General features: G+C 64.8%; 29 protein-coding genes. 14 read left to right on the top strand and 15 right to left on the bottom strand.

Translation table 11 applies throughout. The features are described from left to right. Positions 1-128: 128 nt before the first annotated feature. On the top strand, positions 129-350 hold the full coding sequence (locus I6F17_RS01800) for a hypothetical protein (RefSeq protein WP_036029983.1): 222 nt from the start codon (positions 129-131) through the stop codon (positions 348-350). Here the strand turns inward: I6F17_RS01800 and I6F17_RS01795 are convergent. Further along, positions 347-1,834, bottom strand: coding sequence for an HWE histidine kinase domain-containing protein (locus tag I6F17_RS01795; RefSeq protein WP_036003924.1), 1,488 nt, complete (start codon positions 1,832-1,834; stop codon positions 347-349). The genes I6F17_RS01800 and I6F17_RS01795 overlap by 4 nt on opposite strands. Before the next feature lie 13 nt (positions 1,835-1,847). Continuing rightward, positions 1,848-8,141: a HAMP domain-containing protein gene (locus I6F17_RS01790; protein WP_225123804.1), complete on the bottom strand. Its 6,294-nt coding sequence runs from the start codon at positions 8,139-8,141 to the stop codon at positions 1,848-1,850. A 284-nt stretch (positions 8,142-8,425) separates the two neighbouring features. Here I6F17_RS01790 and I6F17_RS01785 point away from each other — a divergent pair, with 284 nt between their 5' ends. Then, entirely contained in the window at positions 8,426-8,719 is a 294-nt protein-coding gene (locus I6F17_RS01785; protein ID WP_036038125.1) for a hypothetical protein, read from the top strand. A gap of 3 nt (positions 8,720-8,722) precedes the next feature. Here the strand turns inward: I6F17_RS01785 and I6F17_RS01780 are convergent, their stop codons facing one another. Further along, on the bottom strand, positions 8,723-9,235 hold the full coding sequence (locus I6F17_RS01780) for a DUF4142 domain-containing protein (RefSeq protein WP_036038123.1): 513 nt from the start codon (positions 9,233-9,235) through the stop codon (positions 8,723-8,725). A 95-nt stretch (positions 9,236-9,330) separates the two neighbouring features. Between I6F17_RS01780 and I6F17_RS01775 the strand changes: the two genes are divergently transcribed. The 3 genes from I6F17_RS01775 to I6F17_RS01770 all read left to right on the top strand — a co-directional run bounded on the left by I6F17_RS01775 (position 9,331) and on the right by I6F17_RS01770 (position 10,042). Beyond that, positions 9,331-9,525 (top strand): hypothetical protein, encoded by a 195-nt coding sequence (locus I6F17_RS01775; RefSeq protein WP_074447527.1) that lies wholly within the window; start codon positions 9,331-9,333, stop codon positions 9,523-9,525. 113 nt (positions 9,526-9,638) lie between these two features. Then, positions 9,639-9,767, top strand: a complete 129-nt coding sequence (locus I6F17_RS37680; protein ID WP_271542554.1) for a hypothetical protein — start codon at positions 9,639-9,641, stop codon at positions 9,765-9,767. 71 nt (positions 9,768-9,838) lie between these two features. Then, a complete protein-coding gene (locus I6F17_RS01770) occupies positions 9,839-10,042 on the top strand; it encodes a hypothetical protein (protein WP_036038118.1) in 204 nt (67 codons plus the stop codon). Positions 10,043-10,187: 145 nt separating this feature from the next. Here the strand turns inward: I6F17_RS01770 and I6F17_RS01765 are convergent, their stop codons facing one another. Continuing rightward, on the bottom strand, positions 10,188-10,433 hold the full coding sequence (locus I6F17_RS01765) for a hypothetical protein (protein WP_036003940.1): 246 nt from the start codon (positions 10,431-10,433) through the stop codon (positions 10,188-10,190). A gap of 167 nt (positions 10,434-10,600) precedes the next feature. On the opposite strand from I6F17_RS01765, the gene I6F17_RS01760 reads away from it, so the two are divergent. Beyond that, on the top strand, positions 10,601-10,768 hold the full coding sequence (locus I6F17_RS01760) for a hypothetical protein (RefSeq protein ID WP_193375057.1): 168 nt from the start codon (positions 10,601-10,603) through the stop codon (positions 10,766-10,768). 91 nt (positions 10,769-10,859) lie between these two features. Here I6F17_RS01760 and I6F17_RS01755 read toward each other — a convergent pair whose 3' ends face one another. From I6F17_RS01755 to I6F17_RS01730, 6 genes are all read right to left on the bottom strand, one after another. Further along, positions 10,860-11,348 carry a DUF3147 family protein gene (locus I6F17_RS01755; RefSeq protein ID WP_036038112.1) on the bottom strand — a complete coding sequence of 163 codons (489 nt, stop codon included), beginning with the start codon at positions 11,346-11,348 and terminating at the stop codon, positions 10,860-10,862. Further along, the gene (locus I6F17_RS01750) at positions 11,348-11,695 is read right to left on the bottom strand and encodes a DUF3147 family protein (RefSeq protein ID WP_036030998.1); all 348 of its coding nucleotides are present in this window, start codon (positions 11,693-11,695) and stop codon (positions 11,348-11,350) included. Before I6F17_RS01750 ends, I6F17_RS01755 begins: the two co-directional genes overlap by 1 nt. Further along, complete coding sequence (locus tag I6F17_RS01745) at positions 11,688-12,278, bottom strand: phosphatase PAP2 family protein (RefSeq protein WP_225123803.1); 591 nt, start codon at positions 12,276-12,278, stop codon at positions 11,688-11,690. The genes I6F17_RS01750 and I6F17_RS01745 overlap by 8 nt, the downstream gene beginning before the upstream one ends. A gap of 159 nt (positions 12,279-12,437) precedes the next feature. Then, entirely contained in the window at positions 12,438-12,992 is a 555-nt protein-coding gene (locus I6F17_RS01740; RefSeq protein WP_036038107.1) for a DUF4142 domain-containing protein, read from the bottom strand. An 86-nt stretch (positions 12,993-13,078) separates the two neighbouring features. After that, positions 13,079-13,306, bottom strand: coding sequence for a hypothetical protein (locus tag I6F17_RS01735; protein WP_036003954.1), 228 nt, complete (start codon positions 13,304-13,306; stop codon positions 13,079-13,081). 8 nt (positions 13,307-13,314) lie between these two features. Continuing rightward, the gene (locus I6F17_RS01730) at positions 13,315-15,102 is read right to left on the bottom strand and encodes a thiamine pyrophosphate-requiring protein (protein WP_225123802.1); all 1,788 of its coding nucleotides are present in this window, start codon (positions 15,100-15,102) and stop codon (positions 13,315-13,317) included. 145 nt (positions 15,103-15,247) lie between these two features. Here I6F17_RS01730 and I6F17_RS01725 point away from each other — a divergent pair, with 145 nt between their 5' ends. Further along, positions 15,248-15,622 (top strand): PRC-barrel domain-containing protein, encoded by a 375-nt coding sequence (locus I6F17_RS01725; RefSeq protein WP_036003959.1) that lies wholly within the window; start codon positions 15,248-15,250, stop codon positions 15,620-15,622. 50 nt (positions 15,623-15,672) lie between these two features. On the opposite strand, the gene I6F17_RS01720 is transcribed toward I6F17_RS01725, so the two are convergent. Continuing rightward, positions 15,673-16,137, bottom strand: coding sequence for a helix-turn-helix domain-containing protein (locus I6F17_RS01720; protein ID WP_036031008.1), 465 nt, complete (start codon positions 16,135-16,137; stop codon positions 15,673-15,675). A gap of 174 nt (positions 16,138-16,311) precedes the next feature. Here I6F17_RS01720 and I6F17_RS01715 point away from each other — a divergent pair, with 174 nt between their 5' ends. The 5 genes from I6F17_RS01715 (at position 16,312) to I6F17_RS01695 (ending at position 21,395) form a co-directional block, all read left to right on the top strand. Beyond that, positions 16,312-17,049 (top strand): SDR family oxidoreductase, encoded by a 738-nt coding sequence (locus I6F17_RS01715; protein ID WP_225123801.1) that lies wholly within the window; start codon positions 16,312-16,314, stop codon positions 17,047-17,049. Positions 17,050-17,110: 61 nt separating this feature from the next. Continuing rightward, a complete protein-coding gene (locus I6F17_RS01710) occupies positions 17,111-18,112 on the top strand; it encodes a nitronate monooxygenase family protein (RefSeq protein ID WP_128263650.1) in 1,002 nt (333 codons plus the stop codon). Between the two features lie 109 nt (positions 18,113-18,221). After that, a complete protein-coding gene (locus I6F17_RS01705; protein WP_036038096.1) occupies positions 18,222-18,641 on the top strand; it encodes a hypothetical protein in 420 nt (139 codons plus the stop codon). Between the two features lie 112 nt (positions 18,642-18,753). Then, on the top strand, positions 18,754-20,319 hold the full coding sequence (locus I6F17_RS01700) for an alkaline phosphatase D family protein (protein ID WP_225123800.1): 1,566 nt from the start codon (positions 18,754-18,756) through the stop codon (positions 20,317-20,319). Between the two features lie 257 nt (positions 20,320-20,576). Continuing rightward, complete coding sequence (locus I6F17_RS01695) at positions 20,577-21,395, top strand: aldo/keto reductase (RefSeq protein WP_225123799.1); 819 nt, start codon at positions 20,577-20,579, stop codon at positions 21,393-21,395. A gap of 61 nt (positions 21,396-21,456) precedes the next feature. On the opposite strand, the gene I6F17_RS01690 is transcribed toward I6F17_RS01695, so the two are convergent. Both I6F17_RS01690 and I6F17_RS01685 read right to left on the bottom strand, forming a co-directional pair. Beyond that, on the bottom strand, positions 21,457-21,696 hold the full coding sequence (locus I6F17_RS01690; protein WP_225123798.1) for a hypothetical protein: 240 nt from the start codon (positions 21,694-21,696) through the stop codon (positions 21,457-21,459). A gap of 102 nt (positions 21,697-21,798) precedes the next feature. Further along, complete coding sequence (locus I6F17_RS01685; RefSeq protein ID WP_225123797.1) at positions 21,799-22,251, bottom strand: hypothetical protein; 453 nt, start codon at positions 22,249-22,251, stop codon at positions 21,799-21,801. A 159-nt stretch (positions 22,252-22,410) separates the two neighbouring features. On the opposite strand from I6F17_RS01685, the gene I6F17_RS01680 reads away from it, so the two are divergent. Then, positions 22,411-22,683, top strand: a complete 273-nt coding sequence (locus tag I6F17_RS01680; protein ID WP_036031024.1) for a helix-turn-helix domain-containing protein — start codon at positions 22,411-22,413, stop codon at positions 22,681-22,683. A 20-nt stretch (positions 22,684-22,703) separates the two neighbouring features. Here I6F17_RS01680 and I6F17_RS01675 read toward each other — a convergent pair whose 3' ends face one another. Together I6F17_RS01675 and I6F17_RS01670 are read right to left on the bottom strand one after the other, a co-directional pair. Further along, a complete protein-coding gene (locus I6F17_RS01675) occupies positions 22,704-23,936 on the bottom strand; it encodes a PLP-dependent aminotransferase family protein (RefSeq protein ID WP_036031027.1) in 1,233 nt (410 codons plus the stop codon). Between the two features lie 52 nt (positions 23,937-23,988). After that, positions 23,989-24,516 (bottom strand): DUF3124 domain-containing protein, encoded by a 528-nt coding sequence (locus tag I6F17_RS01670; protein WP_036038084.1) that lies wholly within the window; start codon positions 24,514-24,516, stop codon positions 23,989-23,991. Positions 24,517-24,583: 67 nt separating this feature from the next. Here I6F17_RS01670 and I6F17_RS01665 point away from each other — a divergent pair, with 67 nt between their 5' ends. Next, a complete protein-coding gene (locus I6F17_RS01665; RefSeq protein WP_225123796.1) occupies positions 24,584-26,314 on the top strand; it encodes a cation:proton antiporter in 1,731 nt (576 codons plus the stop codon). Positions 26,315-26,357 lie beyond the last annotated feature (43 nt).

Here is a 26,357-nt window from a genome sequence, read left to right as displayed (position 1 = left end):
CGAACTGCCACGCCAACGCGCATGTGATCGCCGGGTTCCGTTCCGCTGAAGGAATTGTTACCGCCCGTTTCATCCGGCGTTCATGCCGGGCTTGCCAAGATGGGCGCCAGCAAAACGGGAACATCGATATGGGTAAGGTCGTCTTTCTTTACCGCTCGCTGGCCTATCGCAACGCGGCCGCGGACATCCTGCGCAAGGCGCGCAAGCTTCCGCTTGGCGCGGAGCGAAGCGCGGCCCGCCGCTACGCGAGGGCGCTGCGCGATCTCGCCCGAACGGAAGCCTGGCTCGAAGGGCGCGTCGCGCGCGAACCACGCACGGCGCAGCGCATGAGCAGCGCAGCGTCAGGTTAACCGGATGCGCGTTGCAATTCGGCAGCGCCGGCGGTGTCGAACTTGCTTGGTGCAGCCGCCGCGGTCTTGCGTGTCAACGGCACCTCAAGACGGCACAGCAGGCCCTCGGCGCGCCAATCGAACTGCGCCTGTCCGCCAAGCTGAGACTCGATGCTCGCAAGCAGGCTTCGCGTGCCGAAGCCGCGCGATTTCGGGGTCTTGACCAGGGGACCGCCGGATTCCTCCCAGCTCAGCGTGAGCAGCTCCTCGTCGACCTGCCAATCGATCGCGAGCCGCCCCGCTCGCGTGGATAGCGCGCCGTATTTTGCCGAATTGGTGAAGAGCTCGTGCAGTGCGAGCGCCAGCGTCTGGGCCGTCGCCGGCAGCAACTGAACTTCGGGCCCTGCCAATTTGATCTGGTCGCCCAGCGAATAGGGCGCAAGCTCCTCGTCGATCAGTCTGGAGAGCTCGGCGCCCTGCCAGCTCGACAGCGACAGGATAGTGTGCACGCGCGCCAGCGCATTGATGCGCCCCTCGACGGCGTTGACATAGGCCTTGACCTCGTCGGCCCGGGTGAGGCGCACGATCGACTGCGCCAGCGCCAGCGCGTTCTTCGCGCGATGATCGACTTCCCGCGCCAGCAGGTTCTGCCGCTCCTCGGCGCGCTTGCGCTCGGTGATGTCGACGGTCACGCCGCTGACGCGCACCACGCGCCCGCTCTCGTCCGTGGTTGCGGCCGCCGTGCCGACGCACCAGCGCACCTCGCCGTCGGGCCGGATGATGCGGAACTCCGTCTCGTAGGCGCGCGTGCCCTTGTTGAACTCGGCGATCGCCTTGCGCAACTGGTCGACGTCGTCGGGATGCAGCAGGGCCTGAACGTTGGCCGGATTGATCTCGAAATTGTCGGGGCTGACGCCGAAGATATTGTATTGCCCCTCGTCCCACATCCAATCGCCGCTGATCCAGTCCCAGTCCCAGGACCCCATCTTGCCTGCCGCGATCGCCATGCTGCGCCGCTGCTCGCTCTCGCGCAGCTTCGCGGTGGAAGCCTCCAGTTCCGCGGTGCGGGCGCGGACGCGATCCTCGAGCTCGTGGTTCAGCCGTTCGAGCTCGCGCGTCTTGCGGTAGAGCTCGGCAAACACCTTGATCTTGGCGCGCAGCACCTCCGGCACGACCGGCACCGGCACGTAATCGACCGCGCCCATCTCGTAGCCGCGCAGCCGGTCGATGTCGCTGACCTGGATGGCCGAGATGAAGATCATGGCGGTCTTCTGAAAGCGCGGATGCTCTCGGATCATCGCGGCGAGCTCGAAGCCGTCGAGCTCGGGCATGCAGACGTCGACCAGAATCACGGCGATCTCGGTCTTGAGCAGCACCTCCAGCGCTTCGCGGCCCGAGGAGGCGATCACGAGGTTCTCTCCGAGATCCTTCAGGATCACCTCATAGGCGAGCAGCTTGGCCGGCTGATCGTCGACGAGCAGGATGTTGACCTTTTCCTGGTCCATACGCGTGTCCAACTCAGCGATGCAGCCACATGCGGATCGCAAGCAGCAATTGGTCGGTGTTGACCGGCTTGGCGAGGTAATCGGACGCGCCGGCTTCGAGGCACTTCTCGCGGTCGCCCTTCATCGCCTTGGCGGTCAACGCGATGATCGGCAGGCGGGAGAAGGCCGGGTTCTCGCGGATCACGCCGATGGTCTGATAGCCATCCATCTGCGGCATCATGATGTCCATCAGCACGATCGCGATCTCCGGATTGGATTCGACCAGTGTCACCGCCTCGCTGCCGGTCGTGGCCGTCAGCACCTTCATGCCGCGTCGTTCCAGCACGCTCGAGAGCGCGAAGATATTGCGGGCATCGTCGTCGACGAGCAGGGCGGTCTTGCCGATCAGGTCCTCGTCGGAACTGTTCAGCTTCTCCAGCATGCGCTGCTTCTCGATCGGCAGCTCCGTGATCACGCGGTGCAGGAACAACGCGGTCTCGTCGAGCAGGCGCTCGGGCGATTCCACGCCCTTGACCACGATGCTGCGTGCCATGGTGTGAAGCTCGGCATCCTCCTCGGCGGAAAGCTCGCGGCCGGTGAACACCACGACGGGGATGTTCGACAGCGCCTCGTCGTTGCGGATCTGATCGAGCACCTCGAAGCCGCTCATGTCGGGCAGCCTGAGGTCGAGCACCACGCAATCGCAGGGCTGCTCGCGCAACGTCGTGAGCGCGCCGGCCCCGGTATCCGTGGCCAGGATCTCGATGTCGTCGTGGTGCAGCAGCTCGCGGATCGAGAGCCGCTCGGCCTCGTTGTCCTCGACGATCAAGAGCCGCTTGCGCCGCGGCCGCGCATATTCCTTGATCTGCGTCAGCGCGGCCGAGACGCCCTCGGTCGTCGTCGGCTTGTTGACGAAGGAGAAGGCGCCGCGCGCCAGCGCATGCTGGCGATCCTCGTCGAGCGTGATGATCTGGACCGGGATGTGGCGGGTGAGCGGATTGTGCTTGAGCTGGCTCAACACGGTCCAGCCCAGCATGTCGGGCAGGAACACGTCGAGGGAGACGGCCGTCGGCTGGTATTGCTTGGCGAGCTCGAGGGCCTCGGCGCCGCGCGCGGCGACCAGGACCTTGAAGCCCTTGTCGCGGGCCAGATCGACCAGCACGCGGGCATAATGCGGGTCGTCCTCGACGATCAGGAGAATGGTGTCGCCGGGCTCAAGGTTGAGGCGGTCGTCGGGCAGCTGCTCGATAACGCGCTGCTGGTCAGGCGCGGCAGGCTGCAGCGCTGGCGGCTGGCCGTATTGCTGTGACGCCGGCGCCCGCGGCGCAAGGGTCGGGCCGGAATATTTCAAGGGCAGATAGAGCGTGAAGGTCGAGCCCTTGCCCGGCGCGCTGCGCAGGTGGATCTCGCCGCCGAGCAGGCTGGCAAGCTCGCGGCTGATCGCAAGGCCGAGGCCGGTGCCGCCATATTTGCGGCTGGTGCCGGCATCGGCCTGCTGGAACGCCTCGAAGATCAGCTTCTGTTTCTCCAGGGGAATGCCGATGCCGGTGTCGGACACTTCGAAGGCGATCACGGCCGGCGCCGAGTTCAGCACCGGATGATCCGTCCCCCAGCCGCCGATTGCGCCGGCGACCTTCAGGCGCACTTCGCCGTCGGCGGTGAACTTGAAGGCGTTGGAGAGCAGATTCTTCAGAACCTGTTGCAGCCGCTTGGAGTCGGTCACGATGCTGCGCGGCAGGTTCGGATCGACATCGATCTTGAACGACAGGTTGCGGTTGTCCGCCTCGTGCCGGAACGGCCGGCCGACGGTCTCGAGCAGGTTCGCGGTCAGGATCTCCTCGGCGTCGACCGTCACGGTGCCGGACTCGATCTTGGAGAGATCGAGAATGTCGCTGATGAGGTTGAGCAGGTCGGTGCCGGCACCATGGATGGTGCGGGCGAACTCGACCTGCTTGGCCGAGAGGTTGCCATCAGGGTTGTCGCTGAGCTGCTGTCCGAGGATCAGGATCGAGTTCAGCGGCGTACGCAGCTCGTGGCTCATATTGGCGAGGAATTCGGACTTGTACTTCGACGTCAGCGCGAGCTCGGTCGCCTTCTCCTCGAGCGCGCGGCGGGCCTGCTCGATCTCCTGGTTCTTGCGTTCGACCTCGACGTTGCGCTCGGCGAGCTGCTGCGCCTTCTGCTCGAGCTGGTCGTTGGTCTGCTGCAATTCGCGCTGCTGGGTCTGCAGCTCGCCGGCGAGCTGCTGCGACTGCTTGAGCAGGCCTTCGGTCTGCATCGTGGCCTCGATCGAATTGAGCACGATGCCGATGGAGTCGGTGAGCTGCTCCAGGAACGTCATCTGCGAGGTCGTGAAGGAGACCAGCGAGGCGAGCTCGATCACGGCCTTGACCTGGCCCTCGAACAGCACCGGCAGCACGACGAGGTTCTTCGGGGCGACGCGGAACAGCGCCGAGTTGATCGGCACCACGTCCGAGGGAATGTCGGAGACGACGCGCGGCCGCTTGTCGAAGGCGCATTGGCCGATCAGGCCTTCGCCGAACTGCAGCACCGGCTGATAGGGGTAGACGCCGTCGCTGGCGTAGGAGGCGAGCAGCAGGAGCTGGGGATCGTTCTCGTTCTCGACCTGGTAGATCACGCCCGTATGGGCGTTCACCAGCGGCGACAATTCGGTGAGCAGCAATCGGCCGACCGTGGTGAGATCGCGCTGTCCCTGGAGCATGTTGGTGAACTTGGCGAGGTTGGTCTTGAGCCAGTCCTGCTCGGTATTCACGTCCGTCGTGAGACGGAGGTTGGTGATCATCGTGTTGATGTTGTCCTTCAGCTCCGCCACTTCGCCGCGGGCGTCGACCTGGATTGACCGCGTCAGGTCGCCCTTGGTCACCGCAGTTGCGACTTCCGCGATCGCGCGCACCTGCGAGGTCAGGTTGGCCGCGAGCAGGTTGACGTTGCCGGTGAGATCCTTCCAGGTGCCGGCAGCGCCGGGCACGTTGGCCTGGCCGCCGAGCCGGCCTTCGACGCCGACCTCGCGCGCCACCGACGTCACCTGATCGGCGAAGGTCGCGAGCGTCTCGGTCATGTTGTTGATGGTGTCGGCGAGCGCTGCGACCTCGCCCTTCGATTTCACCGTGAGGTTCTGCTTCAGATCGCCATTGGCGACGGCGGTCACCACCTTGACGATGCCGCGGACCTGCTCGGTCAGGTTCGCCGCCATGAAGTTGACGGTGTCGGTGAGATCCTTCCACGTGCCGGCGACGCCGGGCACCTGAGCCTGGCCGCCCAGCTTTCCTTCCGTGCCGACCTCGCGCGCGACGCGCGTCACTTCGCCGGCGAAGGCGTTGAGCTGGTCCACCATGGTGTTGATGGTGTTCTTCAGCTCCAGGATTTCGCCCTTCACGTCGACAGTGATCTTGCGCGAGAGGTCGCCGCGCGCGACCGCCGTGGTGACTTCGGCGATGTTGCGGACCTGGGTGGTGAGGTTCGCAGCCAAGAGGTTGACGTTGTCCGTGAGATCCTTCCAGGTGCCGCCGACGCCGGGCACCACGGCCTGACCGCCGAGCCGGCCCTCGGTGCCGACCTCGCGCGCCACGCGCGTGACTTCGGCGGCGAAGGAGCGGAGCTGCTCGACCATGGTGTTCAGCGTGTCCTTCAGGAGAAGGATCTCGCCGCGTACGTCCACCGTGATCTTCTTCGACAGGTCGCCGCCGGCGATGGCGGTTGCGACCTCGGCGATGTTGCGGACCTGCGCCGTCAGGTTGGAGGCCATGAAGTTGACGTTGTCGGTGAGGTCCTTCCAGGTGCCGGCGACGCCGGGCACCTCGGCCTGGCCGCCGAGCTTGCCTTCGGTGCCGACCTCGCGCGCCACGCGCGTGACTTCGCCGGCAAAGCCGTTGAGCTGGTCCACCATGGTGTTGATGGTGTTCTTCAGCTCGAGGATTTCGCCCTTCACGTCGACGGTGATCTTGCGCGAGAGGTCGCCGCGCGCCACCGCGGTCGTCACCTCGGCGATGTTGCGGACCTGGGCGGTGAGGTTACCCGCCATCGAGTTGACGCTGTCGGTGAGATCCTTCCAGGTGCCGGCGACGCCGGGCACGTTGGCCTGACCGCCGAGGCGGCCTTCGGTGCCGACCTCGCGCGCCACGCGCGTCACCTCGCCCGCGAAGCGGTTGAGCTGGTCGACCATGGTGTTCAGCGTGTCCTTGAGCTGAAGGATCTCGCCGCGCACGTCCACGGTGATCTTGCGCGACAGGTCGCCGCCGGCGATGGCGGTGGCAACTTCCGCGATGTTGCGGACCTGCGCGGTGAGGTTACCCGCCATCGAGTTCACGGAGTCGGTCAGGTCCTTCCACGTGCCGGCGACTCCGGGCACGTCGGCCTGGCCGCCGAGCTTGCCGTCGGTGCCGACCTCGCGCGCCACGCGCGTGACTTCGCCGGCGAAGGCGTTGAGCTGGTCGACCATGGTGTTGAGCGTTTCCTTCAGCTGAAGGATTTCGCCCGAGACGTTCACCGTGATCTTCTTGGACAAGTCGCCCTTCGCCACCGCGGTTGCGACCTCGGCGATGTTGCGGACCTGGCCGGTGAGGTTCGAGGCCATCGAGTTGACGCTGTCGGTGAGGTCCTTCCACGTGCCGCCGACGCCGCGCACCACCGCCTGACCGCCGAGCTTGCCTTCGGTGCCGACCTCGCGCGCCACGCGCGTGACTTCACCGGCGAAGGCGTTGAGCTGGTCCACCATCGTGTTGATGGTGTCCTTCAACTCGAGGATCTCGCCGCGCACGTCCACGGTGATCTTCTTCGAGAGATCGCCGCCGGCGACCGCGGTGGTCACCTCGGCGATGTTGCGGACCTGCGCGGTCAGGTTCGAGGCCATCGAGTTGACGCTCTCGGTGAGGTCCTTCCAGGTGCCGGCGACGCCGAGCACGTTGGCCTGGCCGCCGAGCCGGCCCTCGGTGCCGACCTCGCGGGCGACGCGCGTCACTTCGCCGGCGAAGGCGTTGAGCTGGTCGACCATGGTGTTGAGCGTTTCCTTCAGCTGAAGGATCTCGCCCGAGACGTTCACCGTGATCTTCTTCGACAAGTCGCCGCTCGCGATGGCGGTCGCGACGTCGGCGATGTTGCGGACCTGCGCGGTCAGGTTGGAGGCCATGAAGTTGACGTTGTCGGTGAGGTCCTTCCAGGTGCCGGCCACGCCGGGCACCTGGGCCTGACCGCCGAGCTTGCCCTCGGTGCCCACCTCGCGCGCGACGCGCGTGACTTCCGAGGCGAACGAGTTGAGCTGGTCCACCATGGTGTTGATGGTGTCCTTCAGCTCCAGGATCTCGCCGCGCACGTCCACGGTGATCTTGCGCGAGAGGTCGCCGCGCGCCACGGCCGTGGTGACGTTGGCGATGTTGCGGACCTGTGCGGTCAGGTTGCCGCACATCGCGTTGACGGAGTCGGTCAGGTCCTTCCAGGTGCCGGCGACGCCGGGCACGATGGCCTGGCCGCCCAGCTTGCCGTCGGTGCCGACCTCGCGCGCCACGCGCGTCACTTCGGAGGCGAAGGAGCGCAGCTGGTCCACCATCGTATTGATGGCTTCCTTGAGCTGGAGGATCTCGCCGCGGACGTCGACCGTGATCTTCTTGGAGAGGTCGCCGTTGGCGACCGCGATCGTCACCTCGGCGATGTTGCGAACCTGGTTGGTCAGGTTGTTCGCCATCGAGTTGACGCTCTCGGTGAGGTCCTTCCAGACGCCGGTCACCTCCGGCACCTGGGCCTGGCCGCCGAGCTTGCCTTCGGTGCCGACCTCGCGCGCCACGCGCGTCACCTCCGAGGTGAACACGCCGAGCTGCTTGATCATGGTGTTGACGATCGTCGCCGACTGTAAGAACTCGCCGCGGAGCGGACGGCCGTCGACGTCGAGCTTGACGGTCTGCAGCAGGTCGCCTTGGGCGACAGCGGCAACCGCGCGCGTCACCTCGCGGGTCGGCCACAACAAGTCGTCGATCAGCGTGTTGACCGAACCTTCCATGTCGGCCCATGAGCCCGACGCAAGGCCGAATTTCACCCGCTGGCGGGTCTTTCCTTCGCGTCCCACCACCTGGCCGACCAGCTCGAGCTGCTGTGCCATGCGCTGGTTGGCGGCGATAATTTCGTTAAAAGTGTCGGCGATCTTGCCGTCGATACCGAGATAGTCGCCGCTCATGCGCACCGAAAAGTCACCGCTGCGCATCGCCTGGAGGGCGAGCAGCAGCTCCGCTCGGGAATCCGGCTCGGACGTACCGTTGATTTTTGGCTTTGGGACGCGACGACCGGAGCGTGATGCAGTTCCGGAATCGAGGTCGCTCATACTGTTTCCCCCGCAGGCGTCGGCCGAATCTGAGGCAAGACGCGTTCGACGAAATAAGAGCGTCAGCCAAATTCGAAATCAAGCGCCAAGGTACGGCGCAAGGAAAGGGAACCCGCTTTGCTCAGCCCAACCGAGCTAACGACGGACCGGCCGGTTTGGTTCCATACCTCTCGAAAGGAAAAAAGGCCGCAGGGGCGGGTCGTCCACGCGTCCGTCGTGCGCAGTCCTCCTTCGGAACGGAGCGCCGAGCCTGACGGTTAGCCAGCGCAGACAGGAGAACGGATATGAAAGCAGCAATTGCCGCCATCGCCATCACGGCGCTTGCCGCGGGGTCGGCTCTGGCGCAGGGCGGTGCGCCAAGCGGCCGCGGCTCCGTGACGGGCGACCCCGCCGCAAGCTCCGCCAACCCGCAGGCGGACACGCCGACCACCGGAGCGGCCACCCGCTCGAATCCAAGCGGAAGCGGCACGTCCTCGTCCGGCGGCAAGGACGACAACGGCGATGCGGGTCGCGACAAGATGCCGGAGAGCGACCGCACCGTGCGGCCGCAGAGCCAGCAACGTCCGAGCGACAAGTAGAGGTTATTTGTCCGCCATGGTGCGCTCGGCGTCCCTGACCTGCGCGCGCAGCAGCGGCAGTTGTTCGCGCGCGAACGCTGCGAGCGCCGCATTGTCGGGCGCCGTTAGATAGCGTTCGAGCAGGCCGATGATCGATTCATACTCGGGAATCTGCGCGGCATAGAAGCTTCTGACATAGGCCGGACCATCCGACATTTCGGGCTCGACGAGGCTCGCGCTCGAGGATGTTGCCCTGCCGAGCTGCAGTTCCGCGCCGATGGCCTCCTGGACCTCTTTCAGCCTCTTGTCGCGCTTAGCCGATTCCTCGGCGCGCAGGGCGGCGAGGTTCTTGACCTCGGCGTTGCCCTTGAGGTCGGTGTTCTCGAGCAGCCCCTGTTGAAACCGGCTGAAATTGTAGGCACCGCTGATCACCTCGATCGCGGAGGGCGCCCGTGCGCCGGGCTTTCGTTCGCCAAGGCTGTCGGCAAGCGCCGAGGCGCTGATCAATGCCAGAATGATTGCGGCGACAACTCGCATCGATCTTCAATGACGAACCGCATGCGAAAGTTCCCCGACCATTACGATCCGGTAAGCGGGTTGCGGCGCAAGAGTTCCGTCCCCACGTCCTCTATATGAAACAGTCTGACGTCTTCAGAGACAACGCCGACAATTGTCTTCAGCTTGCCGAGCGCGCTGACGGACAGCCCGCCCATAAGCGCTATTCGCGCATGGCCGACGCCTGGACGGCACTCGCCAACGAGCAGGATTGGCTCGACGGCGAAATTTCGCCCGTTCCCGTCCATGCAGCTCCAAAGCGGAACGGGTGAGCTCGTCTTCAAAAATCTGCATGTGAGACCGCTCACGGAAGGCGCACAACTGATTTGGAATCATCCGGGAACGTCGATCGCGGAGATTTCCAATTGCAGAAGGAGGTTTGGCGATGGCTCCACGTCTGGCTCTTCTCTCCCTCATTCTCGCCTTTGGCGTCTCCGTCGCGTTCGCGACGGTGACGACGGTGCGACAGGTGCATCTTGAGAGCGCATCTGCCGTCCATGCCGTGCGCAGCTGATTGCGGCAGCGGAACATTCGACGCCGCAATGCGTAAGCGCTCCGACACATCAGCAGAAGCGAGAGCGCATCATGGCCCATTCCGACCAAGGCATCGTCAAGGACAAGCGTGGGGAGGAGCAGCCCCGCGACAAGGAACGTGCGCAATCCGTGCACAAGGCGGATCCGAAAGGCTCGCCCTCGCGTGAAGCGACGCGCGATCCCAAGCTGAACGACAACATCAAGACGCCGGGTTCCGGCGCCATGCCGGACGGCTCGAGCGACGCCACGGGCTAGCTCTCACCAGGAACGAATTTCCGCGGGAAGAGTCGACGGATTGCTTCCGGCAGTCATGCCCCCGGTGCGCCGGAAGCAATCTCCAAGGACGGCCCTGGCACCCACCGTGCCGGGGTCGTTTGCTTTTGGAGGGGCTTTCCGTGCGTCATTCGGCGCCGCTCTCCGGATCCCCCTGAGTATGTCCTTCAGGCCCGCGGCCGAATACGCCGAAGCTGCTTGACTTCACGCCGGCAGCGGCATCGACGCCCACAGCGGCCAGTCCGAACTTCAGGAGTTCGCGGACTGCTGCCGCCCGCGTCGGCATGCGGTGCTTGAACCGGAAATCGTCAATGGCGGCCAACTCTTCCGGCGAGAGCATGACCTGAAGGCGCTCGGCGCGAAGGTCGTTCATGGCGATCACGCAACTTGAGTAGGTTGAGTAGCTTACTCAACGAACCAACTTGATGAGAGTTCCGCGAAAGCCGACGAAGTCTGCAGATGAGTAGAAAATCCAATAAAATCAATAATTTATTGAAACGCATGCCGCCGTAAGGCATTGTTCCCGAAGGGAGAGAGACCATGACCGACGAAGTCAGGTTACCTCGCAAGCTTTCCGAAGAACGTGCAGCGCCCGAGCCGGTGCGGCCAAGCCAGCAGAAGATCATCGACGAGGTCGAGCGCTGGGCCAACAGCCCGGGCCTCCAGCCGCCGCAATCGCAGCCTTCGACGGGAGCGAAAGCGAGCTAGGGCATGATCCGGAAAAGTGTGAAGCGGTTTTCCGCAAAGATCATGCGTAAACAAGAAGCGCGATGACGTTTCATCCAAATCTCATCGCGCTTTAAGGCTTTGCGAAGCGAGAGCCCGTTGCCGACGGCGAATGGCCTGATCGGCGCGATTTGTGGGAGACACTGCGAAGCTTGCGCCTGAGCCACCAGGCCGACACGGACACAATGGCCCAGACCGTCATCGCGGCGAAAAAAGCGAGCGCGACGCTTGCCCCGACGATCAAATGGAAGATAGCGGCGAACGCGGCGAGGGCGATGCTACCGAGCGCGGCGCCGGCAGCATCGAGCGCCGCGGCCTTCTGTCCGCGACGCCGCCCGCTCAGGCCGGCCTTCTCCTTGGCGTGACGCTCGTGGCTTTCGATCAGCGTCGCGCTGGCGCAGAAGATGGCCGGAAGAGCAAGAAAGAGCCCGCCGACGGACGGGCCGAACTTCGAGCCGATAACGCCCGCGAGCACCGTCGCACCGCCGCCGAGCACGAAGCGAATGGCGTACTCGTACCACCGCGTCTGTTTCAGCGCCGATGTCGATAGCTTCACCAGCATCAGGCGGCACCTCCCAGGCCGGCGAGCAGCCCGAAGGCGACAACGAGCCATGCGGCAAAGGCGAGGATCGTGGCTGGAAGCGCGCCGAAACGGAACCTCATCAGGAGGTGGCAGACGACGACGCTGTAGCAGGCGAGCGCGACGGCGCCATAGATCATCGTCCAGCTCTGGGCCGCAGCATATTGCGGGCCGTGCTGGACCACTGCGATGGCGAGGGTGGCAAGCGCCACCGACGGTGCGGCGCCGAGCAGCCCGGCAAAGCTCTTCGGCCGCAGCATGTCACCGAGGATCGCGAAGACGGATACGATCAGGCCGCCGGCGACGAAGCGCACGAGATATTCAGTCATGGCTGTCCCCCGAGCCCTTGCGCTGCCGCTGCCGTGACTTCGCCATCGTGAACGGCCGGAACAGGCGCTCGACAACGATGCCCAGCATGAAACCTGCCACGACGTCGCTGACCCAGTGCGCGAGCAGCGCGACACGCGTCACGGACAGCGCTACCGCAAAGGAGCGCGCCAGGTTACGCGGGGCCGGGGGCAACAGGCCCGCGGCCGAGGCAAGGGCGCCCATATGCACGGCGTGACCTGAGGGAAATGCATCATGCGCGCGCCCCGAAAAGGGAACACCGCGCCCATGGCCGCTCACCGTCAGCCGGTCGGGCCTCGTCTGATCGAACACGGATTTCAAGACATGCGGTAACACGGCCGTCGCCAGCGACACGATCAGGACGTGATCGGCAACGGGGCGCTGCTGCGGGTGCCGGAGGCGGGTGTAGAGCCATCCTGCTGCCGCGAGCGCAACCAGGACATGCTCGTCGGCGCCCCACGTCATGGCCTGGGCAGCATGCTCGAGCCCCCAGTTGGTATTGTGCGCGATCTCGTTGGCGATCGCCGTATCGATCCGGGTGGGTTTGACTGTTACAAGGGCCATCGGTCCGTCGGCGACTGTTCCTCCATGACAGTTTTGTAAAGCCTGGAAACAAAGAAGGTTCCTGGCTCAACCGGCAGGCACCGCCCAGGGGCAGCGCGATGACGTTCTCATCGCGCGCGAGAAGGGACGCCGGCAGGGCCGGCATCCCTCAGCAATGCGTTACTTGTTGGATTGGCCGACGCTCGGCGCCCGGCCGAGGTTCTTGGCCATCTCGAGGTGGTGCTTCAACGCCGGGAGCGTCTTGCCGGCCCAATCCTTGAGCTGGGTATTGTCGCCGCCCTTGGCGTAGCGCTCGAACAGCGACACGGCATCTTCATGCGCGCTGACCTGATAGGAATTGTAGTCCGAGCTGAAATCCTTGCCGCTCGCATTCTTGAGTTTGTCGATCTTGCTCTGATGCGAGCTGTCGAGCGCCGTCGGCAGCTTGGCCTGCACCTTGCCATTGCCGACCAGTCCCTTGAGCTCGTTGCTCGTCTTGGTGTGATCGGTGATCATCTGCTGCGCGAAGGCTTTCTCTTCCGCGTTGCCCTTCTGCTGGGCGAGCTTGCTCGATTCGATCTCAAACATGTCGCTGATCGCGACCTGCGTCACGAAGTCCGCGGTCGCAGGCGCAACGCCGAGCGCCGAATTCACGCCGGTCTTTTCGCCCAGCGACTGGGCGAGGGCAGGGCCTGCGAGAATCATGCAGGCAAGAGCGATGATTGTGCGTTTCATGGTCAAATCCTTCCGAAAAGGTCGCGTGGCCGCTTGCCGGCGACGTGCGGCGACCAACACGCCGCCGGGGCCGAGGTTCCTAACGGCTAATCCGCGCGATTCCGTCCGGTGCGCGGATTGATGGGATCTGTCGGCTTGCGTCGAAGCCGTTCGGGCAGGAACGGTTCGGCCGCCGTGGCGGTCGCGTCGGCCCGTACGTCCGCGTGGTGCTGCGCCTGCTCGTGGGAGGTGGGGTTGTCACTGATCCGGCGCTTGACGTCGAGACCGTCGACCGGATCGTTGACGCCGTGCCGGATGTCGCGGAAATCACTCATGGCTCGCCTCATTGCTTTCCTGGCAGTATCGATTCCAGCACCTGCCGCGCTGCTCCCTTGATCATCCCGCTCTCGTTCGGGTCGCCCTTCATCAGGGCGAGCGAGAAGTTCTTCGCCTGCTGCAAGGTGATGTGCGGCGGCAGCGGCGGCACCTCGGGATCGGTTTTCACTTCCAGCACGACGGGCATCTCGCTTGTTAGCGCCTGCTCCCAGGCCGAGCCGAGCAGCTGTGGGCTGTCGACGAAGATGCCGCGCAGGCCGATCAGTTCGGCGAAGCGCGAATAGGAGACATCGGGAATGCGCTGTGACGCCTCGAACTTGGGATCACCGTTGATGATGCGTTGCTCCCAGGTCACCTGATTGAGGTCCTCGTTGTTGAAGACGCAGACGATGAAACGCGGGTCCTTCCAGTCGCGCCAATACTTCGTAGCGGTGATCAGCTCGGCCATGTTGTTCATCTGCATGGCGCCGTCCCCGACGAGTGCAATCACGGGGCGGTCCGGATGGGCGTATTTGGCCGCGAGCGCGTAAGGCACAGCAGCACCCATCGAGGCGAGCCCGCCGGAAAGCGAGGCCGTCATGCCACGCCGCATCTTCAGGTCGCGGGCGAACCAGTTGGCACATGAGCCGGAATCGCTGGTGATGATCGCGCGGTCGGGCAGGCGCGGTGACAATTCCCAGGCGACGAGCTGCGGATTGACTGGCGCGGCGGGCTGATGCGCGCGGTCATCCAATGTCTTCCACCAGGTCGCAACGTCGTCCTGGATGCCCTGGCGCCAGGCACCGTCGCTCTTGGGTTTCAGCCGCGGCAACAATGCCCGCAGCGTCTCGGCGGCATCTCCGACGAGGCCGACTTCCATGGGAAAGCGGATCGACATCATGCCGGCGTCGATGTCGATCTGGACGCCACGCGCGCTGCCTTCCTTCGGCAGGAATTCGGCGTAGGGAAAGGCCGAGCCCACCATCAGCAGCGTGTCGCATTCCATCATCATGTTGTAGCTGGGCTCGGTGCCGAGCAGGCCGATCGAGCCGGTGACCCATGGCAGGTCGTCGGGCAGCGCCGCCTTGCCGAGCAGCGCCTTGGCGCAGCCGGCCGACAGCCGGTCGGCGACCGCGATGATGTCGTCGGTGGCGCCGAGCGCTCCGGCGCCGACGAGCATTGCGACCTTTTTGCCGGCATTGAGGATCTCCGCGGCGCGGTCGAGATCGGCATCACGAGGGATGACTTTAGGCGCGCTGTATCCAACGCCCGAGTGCAGCGTGCCGTGGGCGCGGGGCGGGTCCTCGTAAGCCTCCTCCTGCAAGTCGTTGGGCAAGATGATGACGGTGGGAGTCCGCCGCGCCAGTGCGATCCGCACCGACCGATCAATCAGGTGCCGCACCTGCGCAGGCGAGGAGGCCTGCATGACATAGGCGCCGGCGACGTCCTTGAACATCGAGAGGAGGTCGAGTTCCTGCTGATATTGACCGCCGAGGGCGTTGCGCGACTGCTGGCCGACGATCGCCAGCACCGGCTGGTGATCGAGCAGCGCATCGTACAGCCCGGTGACGAGATGCGAGGCGCCGGGACCGGAGGTCGCAATGCAGACGCCGAGCTGACCTGAGAATTTTGCGTAGGCGGTGGCCATGAATGCCGCCATTTCCTCGTGCCGCGCCTGCACGAAGCCGATCTTGCCGCCCGCCCGGTTCATCGCACCGAACACGCCGTTGATGCCGTCGCCGGGATAGCCAAAGATGTGGCGCACGCCCCATTGGTGCAGGCGCTGAATGATGAAGTCGGAGACGGTCTGGGACATTGCGGGCGGCTTTCTCAGTTGCGGCCTCGATAGCCTCAGAGAACCGGTTCTTTGTGGCGATGTTCCCAAGCATTTCCGGAACACGCGCCGGAACGATCACGCACCCCTTTCGGTTGATTCACACATGGCTGAGTGGAGAACAATGATGCTCAATCAGAGCGAACTGGACCGTAACGAGATGGGCCGGCTGATCGGAAGCGACAAGGTCGAGGGAACCGCGGTCTACGGTGCCGATCGCAACAAGATCGGTTCAATCGAACGGGTCATGATCGACAAGATCAGCGGCAAGGTCTCATATGCGGTGCTTGGTTTCGGCGGCTTTCTCGGCCTCGGCAATGATCACTATCCGTTGCCCTGGCAGTCGCTGAAGTACGACACCGAGCTCGGCGGTTACGTGACTGCGATCACCGCCAAGGATCTGGAAGGCGCGCCGAAATACGGTGAGAAGACCGACTGGAACTGGAGCGACGACGCCGCCGTGCGCGGCATCAACTCCTATTACGGTGTTCCCTTCGCTTGAGCTTTGAGAGGCGCGGCGCCTCACTCACTCCGAGAGGCGCGGCGCCTCACTCACTCCGCCGCTTCTCTCCGCCCCGGGCCCGCATGCACATGCACCTGCTTGGCATGCAGCACCTCGCCGCATTCCGAGCACACCATTACGGGATCGAACAGCTTGCCGCAGCTCTTGTGCTCGTGCAGCAGCGGGCGGCCGCGCTCGTCGCCCATATGGGCGTCGCCCCAATGCACCATCGCCATGATGATCGGGTAGAGGTCGAGCCCCTTCTGGGTGAGGATGTATTCGTAGCGCTTCGGCGCCTCGGAATAGGGGACGCGGCGCAGGATGCCGAAGCGGACCAGCTTCTTCAGACGCTCCGAGAGCAGATGGCGTGTGATCTGCAGCGAGGACTGAAACGCCTCGAACCGCCGGACCCGCAAGAAGCACTCGCGCAGGATCAGCAGCGTCCAGCGGTCGCCAATCGCGGCGACGGTGCGCGCAAGCGAGCAGGGCTCTTCCTCCAGCGTGTCCCATTTCATGATGCGGTTTCCTGCGAGTCGTCAGTCTGAAAAAGGAACTAAGTTGATCGATCAGAGGGATTTTCACTAGAAGCTAACATTCAGCCGCTCAGTTTGACAGTTCTATTTTTGAACTATAGCCTCCGGCACACAAACGCCGCGCGCTCGCAGTGCGGCCCATGGGAGGAGGCGGTCTTGTCCAAGCGAAACGCCACTGCGGCCGTCATCGGGGCCGGCGATTTCATCGGCGCCGAGATCGCCAAGAAGTTTGCCGCCGAAGGGTTCTCGATTTTCGCCGGCCGCCGCAATGGCGATAAGCTGGCGCCGCTGGTGCAAGAGATCGAAGCTGCCGGCGGCGAGATCCACGCCCGCTCACTCGACGCGCGGAAGGAAGACGAGGTCATCGCCTTCCTCAATGACGCCGACAAGCATGCACCGCTCGAAGTCTGCATCTTCAACGTCGGCGCCAACGTCAATTTCCCGATCCTCGACACCACCGAGCGCGTGTTTCGGAAAGTGTGGGAGATGGCCTGCTATTCCGGCTTCCTCGCGGGCCGTGAGGCGGCGCGGCTGATGCTGCCGCGCGGCGGCGGCAACATCTTTTTCACGGGTGCGACTGCAAGCCTGCGCGGCGGCAGCGGGTATGCCGCCTTCGCCAGCGCCAAGTTCGGCCTGCGCGCGGTCGCGCAGGCGATGGCGCGCGAGCTCGGGCCGAAGAACATCCACGTCGCCCATCTCGTCATCGATTCCGGCGTCGACACCGAATGGGTGCGCCAGCGGCGGCTCGAGGCGCTCGGGCCGAATGCGCTCGATAATCCCGATCTCCTGATGCCGCCGTCATCGGTCGCGAACGCCTATTGGCAGCTTTACCAGCAGCCGAAGAGCGCCTGGACCTTCGAGATCGAGATCCGCCCCTTCGGAGAGAAATGGTGACCGCGGCGAGAAAGTCCGGCTAGACTGAGCTCAACATCAAGCAATACCGGGAGGACCTTCAGTGAAGACCGCGATCACCGAACTGTTCGGCATCGAGCACCCGATCATCCAGGGCGGCATGCATTTCGTCGGCTTCGCCGAGCTGGCCGCTGCCGTCTCCAATGCCGGCGGGCTCGGCATCATCACCGGTCTCACGCAGAAGACGCCCGAGCTGCTCGCCAAGGAGATCGCGCGCTGCCGCGACATGACGGACAAGCCGTTCGGCGTCAACCTCACCTTCCTGCCGACCTTCTCGGCGCCGCCTTATCCGGAATACATCGCGGCCATCGTCGAGGGTGGCATCAAGGCGGTGGAGACCGCGGGCCGCAGCCCGGAAGCCTACATGCCGGCGCTGAAGGCCGCCGGCATCAAGGTCATCCACAAATGCACATCGGTGCGCCACTCGCTGAAGGCCGAGCGCATCGGCTGCGACGCCGTCAGCGTCGACGGCTTCGAGTGCGGCGGCCATCCCGGCGAGGACGACATTCCCAACATGATCCTGCTGCCGCGTGCGGCGGAAGAGCTGAAGATCCCGTTCGTCGCCTCTGGCGGCATGGCCGATGGTCGCAGCCTGGTCGCGGCGCTCTCGCTGGGCGCGGCCGGTATGAACATGGGCACGCGCTTCATCGCCACCAAGGAAGCGCCGGTGCACCAGAACGTCAAGAACGCGCTGGTCGCAGCCACCGAGCTCGACACCCGCCTGATCATGCGGGCGTTGCGCAATACCGAGCGCGTCCTGAAGAACGCCAATGTCGACCGCCTGCTCGAGATCGAGCGCGAGAAGGGCGCCAAGCTCACGATCGACGACATCCACGACCAGGTCGCGGGCGTCTATCCCAAGATCATGCTGGACGGCCAGATGGACGCTGGTGCCTGGAGCTGCGGCATGGTCGCGGGCCTGATCCACGACATCCCGTCCTGCAAGGAGCTGATCGATCGCATCATGGGCGAGGCGGAAGCCATCATCCGCAGCCGCCTGATGGGGTTCCTGGACGGGACGGACGCTGCGCGAAAGGTCGCCTGACACCGTCAAACTTCTTAACCACGGCGGCATTTGACCGCTGGAATTACGCGCGGCGCCTCCTAGATAGGAGTAAATTGCCCCTTTCATAAATCGATTTCAGGAGGCGTCCGTGGTCCTGAAAAGCGTTCCCTTCGCAATTGCCTTCGCCCTCCTGGTCGCAGGGGCCGGTGTTGCGCGCGCCGACGACTACAAGCCCGGCGAATATCTCGGTCTCGATCTCTCCAAGGCGGTGCTGTCGCCGAAACGTCTCGGGCCGGAGACGCACTTCGCGCCGGTCGCGCTCGAAGCGCGTGGCGCGAACGAAGCGCAGGCGCGTGCTGAGCCGGTCGATGTGCCGAAGAAGGTTGCTGCCGAACGCGTTCGTGTGGCCGAGCCGAAGGGCACGCATGCGGCGAGCGGCCAGCCGCGGGGCGCGGCCCGCGCCAAGCTCGCGCACCGCCGCGCCAATCCGCTCGATGCGCAGGCGCTGGACACCCGCATCCAGACCTGGCCATGCCGCTCCGGCGGCATCTGCAACTGGAAGCGCTGATCACAGGCGTCATCCCCGCGTCGCAAAACCGTAGGCGCGGAGTCAAGAAACCGTAAGCTGGGAGTCAAGGAGCGCAGGCACCTTCCGTCGCGATTCGACGAAGGTCTCCTGAATGGCAACGCTCCGCGCCTCGCGCGTATGGACCCGGCGGCAGTTTCTGGTCCGCTCCGCTTCCAGTCTCGCCATCGCCGCGCTCGCGAAGCCTCACTTGAGCCGCGCCGCCGATCGGCCGCAGATCGCAGGCGTCATCCAGTCCGGCGATGTCTCCGGCGGCTCCGCGGTGATCTGGGCGCGCGCCGATCAGCCCGCGCGGATGCAGGTGGAATGCTCCACGGTCGAGAGCTTCAAGACCATCATCGTCTCGGCCTCCGGCGATGCGCTGCCCGCTGCCGATCTCACTGCAAAACTCCTGCTGGCGGATCTGCCGCCCGGGCAGGACATCTTCTACCGCGTCCGCTTCGACGACATCGCCACCGGACTCGTCGGCGAAAGCCGCGTCGGCCATTTCCGCACCGCGCCGGCAGCGCGCCAGTCGATCTCGTTTCTGTGGTCCGGTGACACCGCGGGTCAGGGCTGGGGCATCGACGTCTCCCGCGGCGGCTATCGCAGCTATCGCACCATGCTCGATAACAATCCTGATTTCTTCATCCACTGTGGCGATCACATCTACGCGGACTGCACGATCCCTTCCGAACAGAAGCTGCCGAACGGCGAGACCTGGCGCAACCTCGTCACCGAAGAGAAGTCGGAGGTGGCGCACACCCTGGCTCAGTTCCGCGGCAACTACAAATACAACCATCTCGACGAACACTTTCGCGCCTTCCATGCGCAGGTGCCGATGTTCGCGCAATGGGACGATCACGAGGTGACCAACGACTGGTCGCCGATCGGGACCTATGACGAGTCCGGACACGAGGACGACGGCACCCCGCGCCTGGTCGCGCGAGCCCGCCGGGCCTTCTTCGACTTCATGCCAATCCGCGACATCGGCGCGCGGCACGGCCGCGTCTATCGCAAGATCGCCTATGGCCCGCTGCTCGACGTCTTCATGATCGACATGCGCAGCTACCGCGACGAGAGCTGGAACAAGGGCGATGATCACCGCGGCTGGATCCTGGGCGCCGAGCAGCTCGCCTGGCTCAAGCGCGAGCTCGCCGCTTCGCGCGCGACCTGGAAGGTGATCGCGGCCGACTTGCCGATTGGCCTGATCAGCCTGGATGCCGTTGCGCTCGGCGATGGGCCGCCCGCCAGGCGCGAGCACGAGATCGCTGATCTGCTCGCATTCATCACGCGCGCCGGTATCCGCAACATCGTCTGGCTCACCGCCGACATGCATTACACCGCCGCGCACTACTACGATCCGAACAAGGCGCAATTTAAGGATTTCGAGCCATTCTGGGAGTTCGTCTCCGGCCCGCTGCATGCCGGCAGCTGGGGACCGGGCGAACTCGACGACACCTTCGGCCCGGTCGCGATGTACCAGCATGGCTGCAGCGCTGCGCAAGGCGAGAATCTCGCGCCCTGCTTCGGCTTGCAGTTCTTCGGGCGGGTCGACATCGATGGCCACAGCGGCGTGATGACGGTGACCCTGAAGGACGTCGACAATCGCGACCTCTGGTCGGTCGACATCGTGCCGCAGCCGCAGGTGCAACCCGCGGTCGTGGCGCAGCATTGGTGAGGTTGCGGCGCGCCAGTCGTCATGCCCGGGCTTGTCCCGGGCATCCACGTTCTTCGTGCCGCGTGGCAATGCGTGGATGGCCGGGACAAGCCCGGCCATGACGATGGAGAGGCATTGCTAACCCGATCTTGATTGGCCGCTGTGCTCCTCCCGCGCTAGGGTGAGGGGTCCCGCCACTTCTTTTCCATCACCGAAAAGTCTGCTCACGCGGCATCGCCGCGCGATCCGGTGGGCCGAATTGCTCAGGAGCCTGTTGCATGGATCATCTGAAAACACAGGGCATCAGCATGCCCAAGCTCGGCCTCGGCACCTTCCGCATGCAGGGCGATGCCTGCCGTGCCGCGGTCGAGAGCGCGCTTTCGATCGGCTATCGCCACATCGATACCGCCGAGATGTACGCCAACGAGGAGGCGATCGGCGCGGCCATCGCCGCGTCCGGCGCGTCGCGTGGCGAGTTGCACGTCACCACGAAAGTCTGGCACGAGAACCTCAGCTCCGATGCGATCCGCCGCGCTTTCGACGCCAGCCTCAAGAAGCTCCGGCTCGACCATGTCGATCTCTATCTCGTGCATTGGCCGTCGAAGGCCGCGAACTGGGGGGCGGTGTTCGAAACGCTGATGACGCTCAAGGAGGAGGGGCGCACGCGCGCCATCGGCGTTGCCAATTTCACCACCGCGCTGCTCAAGGTCGCGGTCGAGGAGATCAAGGCGCCAATCGCCTGCAACCAGGTCGAATATCACGCCATGCTCGATCAATCGAAGGTGCTTGCCTATCTCCAGCCGAGGTCGATCCCGCTGGTTGCCTATTGTCCGCTGGCGCAAGGGCGTTTCGCGAGCGATCCGGTGCTCGCCGACATCGGCGCCCGGCACGATGCCACCGCCGCGCAGGTCGCTTTGAAATGGCTGCTCGACCAGGACGGCCTCGCCGCGATCCCGAAGACCTCGCGGCGCGAGAGCCAGCAGGCCAATCTCGACGCGCTGAAGATCACGCTCGACGATGCCGACCGCGAGAAGATCGCCGCGCTGGCGAAGGACAGACGCTGCGTCAATCCAGGCTTCGCGCCGGCGTGGGATTAGCTGCAGTGATCGGGCAATAGAAATGGCCCCGTGAGGGGCCATTTCCTTGTCGCGTTGCGCCTTAGTCCCAGTGGTGATGGCGATGGCTGCGCTTGATCACGACGACCTTGTCGCCGCGATCGTGGCGATGCCAGCCGTGATGACGATGTCCGCGGAATTCGGCGCGGGCGCCGTACGGGCCGTGGTGATGATGATGATAGCCGCCGCTGCGCTTGATCACCACCGTCTCCGCACTTGCGAGCGTGGGCGCCGCGATCACAAGCGCACCGAGAGCCGCAACCACATAACCAAGCTTCGTCATGATGTCCTCCTCCAAACGAATGCACATCTAAACCGCAGATTTGCGCGAACGTTCCGGAGGAGCGGGGAGAGAATTCTGAACGGATGTTCAGACGAAGGCGTGCTAGTCGCAGCGCTGCTGCGCGGGCGTCGGCGCACCGCTGGCGACGTATTTGCCGTTGCTGATTGTGTACTCGCCGCGCTCGCTGCGATTGTAGATCGCGCGCAGGCTGCCGTCCTTCTGCAACAGCAACCCGAACTCGCGGGCCTGATGCAGCGAGGGGAAGTACACCATGACATTGAGCAGGCCCTCGGCATTGACCGTGGCGGACACCACCTCGTTCTCGTCCCTGACGTCGCCGAAATCGCGCCGGTACATCACCCGGCCGTCTTTCCGGATTTCGTAAGTCAAGCGCGCGCCCTGGTCGCGGTCGGGCCTACCCGAGCAATCGACCGCCCAGGAGCCGAGCAGGCCCCATTGCTCCACGGTCACGGCCAGCGTCTCGGCACCAGCCGTGGGGGTGAACGCGACCCACAGCACCGCAGCCGCGATCCAGCGGCCCGAACAACGCATCATGTCCTGAAAAACCCCGCCTCGAACAATTCCAAAGTTTAGCATCCCGCGCGCGGCCCTGCCACGGCGGCTGCCGATCGCCCGCGAATTTGATCCGCGTCAATGAGGCGGGGCGGTTCGAAGGTAAGATGGCGTTTCCCGAAGGCGAACGTGGATAGAGCAATGCTGAATCAAGTCATGGATTTTGCGGGCGAAGTACTGCCGGGGAGCTGTGCCGTACCGCCTTATTCCGAGGCCGCGTTTCTGAGCGAGCTGGGCGATCGGTTGCGGTCCTCACGCATGCGCTGCGATCTGTCGCGCCGGGAGCTGGCCCGGCGCTCGGGGATTTCCGAGCGCTACATCGCCCAGATCGAGGCCGGCAAAGGCAACGTCTCCATCGTCCTGTTGCTGCGGCTGGCTTCCGCTATTCACGGCAGTCAGCCACAGGCGGCGTGAGGAGACGTCCGGACTGGGCCTCAGGCTCGCTTCTCTACGTTGGCGCTGCGGGCGGGCACGCCAAACTCCTTGCGGCAGACTTCGGCTAGCACGGCGACGCCATCGCGGATCTGCTGGTGCGTGGGGCTGGCAAAGCACAGCCGCAGCCGCGAGGCGGAATGGCCCTTGCTGGTCGACCATTCCGGCCCCGGATTGATCGAGACGCCGGCGGCGAGCGCGGCCTGATACAGCTTCAGCGTATCGACCTGGTCGGGCAGCTTCACCCAAAGGAAGATGCCGCCCTTGGGCTCCTCGAACTCAGCGGCGGTCCCGAACTGCTCGTTGAGCGCTTCCATGAGCGTGTCGAGCTTGGTGCGCAGCGCCTTGGTCAGGGCCGGCACGTGAGTTGAAAAATGCGGCTTGCAATAGGTGGCGAGCACCATCTGCTCCAGCGCACCGGAGCCAGCATCCGTCTTCAGCGCCAGCATCCGCGACATCACCTCCCAGGGCGCCACGACGAAGCCGACGCGCAGCGCCGGCGCGATCGACTTGGAGAACGAGCCGATATGGATCACGCCGCCGCTCTCGCTCATCGCGTAGATCGCGGGCGGCCGCTGCCCCGACCAGATGAGGTCGGCATAGCAATCGTCCTCGAAGATCGGCACGCCATATTCGGTCGCGAGCCGCACCAGCTCGGTGCGGCGGCTCTCGGGCATGATACTGCCGGTCGGATTCTGCACCGTCGGGATGGTGTAGATGTATTTCGGCCGGATGCCGCGGCGCTTCAGGTCGGCCAGCGCGGAGGCCAGCAGATCCATGCGCATGCCGTCCTGGTCGAGGGGAATGCCGACGACGTTGACGCCGAGCCGCGCCAGCCGTGTCAGGGAGCCCTGATAGCTCTCCTGCTCGAAAATCACGGTGTCGCCGCGCGTCAGTAGGGTGGCGTTGACGAGGTCGAGCGCCTGCAGCGAGCCGGAGACGATCAGGAGGTCGTCGACCGTGCAGCTGATGCCGGCGTCACGCTTGAGTTTCGTCACCAGGAATTCGCGCAACGGCAGGTAGCCCTGCGGACCATGCGCCAGACCGTAGGTGGCGAGCGAGCGGCCCTCGCGCCGCAGCACCGTGTCGGCCGCTTCGATCAGCTCGTCGAGCGGCACCTGTTCGGAATCGTTGTTGCCGCCGACGAAGCTGTATTTGGCAAGGCCCGTCCAGCGCGCAGACGGGGCCGGCAGCCCTGCTGGAAACAGGGGCGCGAAATCGAAGCTGGACGTCATGGGAGCGTTCCTCGTTTTGTTCTTGTTGAGCGTCGGCTTTGCACCGGCCGCCTTACTTCTTGCCGGCCGTCCTGGTCGGACGGCCCTGACTGATGAAAGCGTAATGCGCGTTGGCGATGCCGCCAACCATTAAGGCTTCGACCACGGGTTCTGCGATCTCGCCCGTGGCGGCCCAGTCGACCAGAAAATTGGCGCCGGTCCCGCCGCGCACGTCGTCGGTCGGAATGAAGATCGAGACGGTGGCGAGCGGCCTCAACGCCACCGGCGTCTTCAGATAGCTCTCGACCTGCTTGCCTGCGGTGTCGAAATAGGCGATGCGTTTGATGACCAGCGGCTGGGTCTCGGAGGCGTTGTGTACGCTCAGCGTCACCGAGAAGTCGACACGCAGCTTGCCCTGGCTCATCGCGACGCTGGAATAGGCGGGCACGTAGAAACCGCCGGAGACGGCGAGGTCCTCCTTCGGCGGCGTGGTGAGCGAATCGGCAAAGTTTTGTTCGATACTGACCTTGGATTGCGCGGCGGCGGGCACGGCAAAGGCGAGGGGACCCAGCAGCATGGCTGCGATGAGCCCATTCCGCATGTGACGAATTGCTCGCTTGCCGCACCGCAACCCACCTCTAGGGTGCGGCAAAACGGACCAATTTGGCATGCATGAGCTCATTCGCGATATCACACTCTCTATTCTGTTCGCCTGGATGCTGGGGCTTCTCGCCCATTTCTCCCGGCAACCACTGATCCTGGCCTACCTTATCGCCGGCTTCTGCATAGGTCCATTCGGCGCCGGCTGGGTCCATTCGCAGGAATCGATCAGCGTCATCTCCGAGCTTGGCCTGATCTTCATGCTGTTCATGATCGGGCTCGAGATCGACCTGAAGAAGATCGTTCGGGCCGGGCGGGTGATCCTGTTCGCGGCGGGCAGCCAGCTGCTGGGCGGCTGTCTGCTCGGGCTTCTGTTCTTCGTCGGCATCGGCCTGTCGCTCGGCGGTGGGCATTTCGATGCGGTCTATCTCTGCGTCGCCTGCGCGCTGTCGAGCACGGTCATCATCGTCAAGGTGCTCTACGAGAAGCGCGAGCTCGACACGCTGCCGGGCCGCATCACGCTCGGCGTGCTGGTGCTCCAGGACATTTTCGCCATCCTGTTCCTGGCGGTGCAGCCGAGTCTCGCCAATCTGCAGGTCAGCGTCATCCTGCTCTCGATCGGCCGCGTCGCGGTGCTGGTCACGGCCGCGCTTCTGGTCAGCCGCTACGTGCTGCCGCGCGTGTTCCACCAGATCGCGCGGCGGCCCGAGCTGATCCTGCTCGGTGCGCTCGCCTGGTGCTTTCTCGTCGCCGAGACCGCCTATCAACTGTCGCTGTCGCGCGAGATGGGTGCGCTGATCGCCGGCGTCTCGCTCTCGACCTTCCCCTATGCGCTCGATGTCACCGCCAAGGTCACCACGCTGCGCGACTTCTTCATCACGCTGTTCTTCGTCGCGCTCGGCATGACCATTCCCGTGCCCGGCCTCTCGGTGATCAGCCTCGCCTTGATGATCGCGGCGTTCACGGTGGTGAGCCGCCTCGTCACCACCTTCACCCCGCTCTATCTGATGAAGCAGGGCCTGCGCGCCAGCCTGTTGCCGGCGCTCAACCTCGCGCAAATCTCCGAGTTCTCGCTGGTCGTGATCCAGACCGGCGTCGCGGACCGCCACATCGCAGCCGAGACGGCGAATGCGGCTTCGTTCGCCTTCGTGGTGCTGGCGGTGCTCTCGACCTTCGTGATGACCCGCAGCGACGAGATCACCCGCTGGGCGATCGGCCCCTTGAAGCGGATCGGCCTGCGCGATCTCGACCATGGCAACGGCCATGCCGAGGAGGGCCACGGGGGCGGCCATGGCGAGGCCCGCCGCATCGTTATCCTCGGCTTTTTCCGTGCGGCGAGCGCGCTGCTGGCCGAGATCGAACGGCAGGCACCGGTGCTGCTCGAGCAGATCACTGTGGTCGATTTCAACCCCAATGTGTACCAGACCCTGCTTTCACGTGGTCTGCACGTGATCTATGGCGACATCAGCAGCGCCGACACGCTGCTCCATGCCGGCGTCGGCAAGTCCGAGATGATCATCCTCAGCGTGCCGGATTCGCTGCTGAAGGGCGCCACCAACGAGAAGCTGGTCCGTCACGTCCGCGCGCTCAATCCGACCGCCCTGATCGTCGCCACGGCCGACCTGTTGGCCGACGTCAGCGCGCTCTACGAGGCCGGCGCCAGCTACGTCACCGTGACCCGGCTCAGCGATGCACATGAGCTGTTTACCGTGATCGAAGCCGCCCAGGCCGGCCTGCTCGCGGACAAGCGCGCCGAGCTCGATCAGCGCCTCGGCGAGCGCCGCGAGGTGCTGCCCTGACAGCGTAGGGCCGCCTTCCTTGCGGGCAATCTGCGCCTATATC

This window comes from Bradyrhizobium sp. NBAIM18 (assembly GCF_020193825.1).
Classification (GTDB): Bacteria; Pseudomonadota; Alphaproteobacteria; order Rhizobiales; family Xanthobacteraceae; genus Bradyrhizobium; species Bradyrhizobium yuanmingense.
Note: the sequence above shows the minus strand (reverse complement) of the source record. Positions and strands in the feature narration are given on the sequence as shown.

Bases quoted from the DNA above. Each gene is read 5' to 3' on its own strand.
- I6F17_RS01800 (WP_036029983.1), top strand. From the start codon at position 129: ATGGGTAAGGTCGTCTTTCTTTACCGCTCGCTGGCCTATCGCAACGCG.
- I6F17_RS01795 (WP_036003924.1), bottom strand. From the start codon at position 1,834: ATGGACCAGGAAAAGGTCAACATCCTGCTCGTCGACGATCAGCCGGCC.
- I6F17_RS01790 (WP_225123804.1), bottom strand. From the start codon at position 8,141: ATGAGCGACCTCGATTCCGGAACTGCATCACGCTCCGGTCGTCGCGTC.
- I6F17_RS01785 (WP_036038125.1), top strand. From the start codon at position 8,426: ATGAAAGCAGCAATTGCCGCCATCGCCATCACGGCGCTTGCCGCGGGG.
- I6F17_RS01780 (WP_036038123.1), bottom strand. From the start codon at position 9,235: ATGCGAGTTGTCGCCGCAATCATTCTGGCATTGATCAGCGCCTCGGCG.
- I6F17_RS01775 (WP_074447527.1), top strand. From the start codon at position 9,331: ATGAAACAGTCTGACGTCTTCAGAGACAACGCCGACAATTGTCTTCAG.
- I6F17_RS37680 (WP_271542554.1), top strand. From the start codon at position 9,639: ATGGCTCCACGTCTGGCTCTTCTCTCCCTCATTCTCGCCTTTGGCGTC.
- I6F17_RS01770 (WP_036038118.1), top strand. From the start codon at position 9,839: ATGGCCCATTCCGACCAAGGCATCGTCAAGGACAAGCGTGGGGAGGAG.
- I6F17_RS01765 (WP_036003940.1), bottom strand. From the start codon at position 10,433: ATGAACGACCTTCGCGCCGAGCGCCTTCAGGTCATGCTCTCGCCGGAA.
- I6F17_RS01760 (WP_193375057.1), top strand. From the start codon at position 10,601: ATGACCGACGAAGTCAGGTTACCTCGCAAGCTTTCCGAAGAACGTGCA.
- I6F17_RS01755 (WP_036038112.1), bottom strand. From the start codon at position 11,348: ATGCTGGTGAAGCTATCGACATCGGCGCTGAAACAGACGCGGTGGTAC.
- I6F17_RS01750 (WP_036030998.1), bottom strand. From the start codon at position 11,695: ATGACTGAATATCTCGTGCGCTTCGTCGCCGGCGGCCTGATCGTATCC.
- I6F17_RS01745 (WP_225123803.1), bottom strand. From the start codon at position 12,278: ATGGCCCTTGTAACAGTCAAACCCACCCGGATCGATACGGCGATCGCC.
- I6F17_RS01740 (WP_036038107.1), bottom strand. From the start codon at position 12,992: ATGAAACGCACAATCATCGCTCTTGCCTGCATGATTCTCGCAGGCCCT.
- I6F17_RS01735 (WP_036003954.1), bottom strand. From the start codon at position 13,306: ATGAGTGATTTCCGCGACATCCGGCACGGCGTCAACGATCCGGTCGAC.
- I6F17_RS01730 (WP_225123802.1), bottom strand. From the start codon at position 15,102: ATGTCCCAGACCGTCTCCGACTTCATCATTCAGCGCCTGCACCAATGG.
- I6F17_RS01725 (WP_036003959.1), top strand. From the start codon at position 15,248: ATGCTCAATCAGAGCGAACTGGACCGTAACGAGATGGGCCGGCTGATC.
- I6F17_RS01720 (WP_036031008.1), bottom strand. From the start codon at position 16,137: ATGAAATGGGACACGCTGGAGGAAGAGCCCTGCTCGCTTGCGCGCACC.
- I6F17_RS01700 (WP_225123800.1), top strand. From the start codon at position 18,754: ATGGCAACGCTCCGCGCCTCGCGCGTATGGACCCGGCGGCAGTTTCTG.
- I6F17_RS01695 (WP_225123799.1), top strand. From the start codon at position 20,577: ATGGATCATCTGAAAACACAGGGCATCAGCATGCCCAAGCTCGGCCTC.
- I6F17_RS01690 (WP_225123798.1), bottom strand. From the start codon at position 21,696: ATGACGAAGCTTGGTTATGTGGTTGCGGCTCTCGGTGCGCTTGTGATC.
- I6F17_RS01685 (WP_225123797.1), bottom strand. From the start codon at position 22,251: ATGATGCGTTGTTCGGGCCGCTGGATCGCGGCTGCGGTGCTGTGGGTC.
- I6F17_RS01680 (WP_036031024.1), top strand. From the start codon at position 22,411: ATGCTGAATCAAGTCATGGATTTTGCGGGCGAAGTACTGCCGGGGAGC.
- I6F17_RS01675 (WP_036031027.1), bottom strand. From the start codon at position 23,936: ATGACGTCCAGCTTCGATTTCGCGCCCCTGTTTCCAGCAGGGCTGCCG.
- I6F17_RS01670 (WP_036038084.1), bottom strand. From the start codon at position 24,516: ATGCGGAATGGGCTCATCGCAGCCATGCTGCTGGGTCCCCTCGCCTTT.
- I6F17_RS01665 (WP_225123796.1), top strand. From the start codon at position 24,584: ATGCATGAGCTCATTCGCGATATCACACTCTCTATTCTGTTCGCCTGG.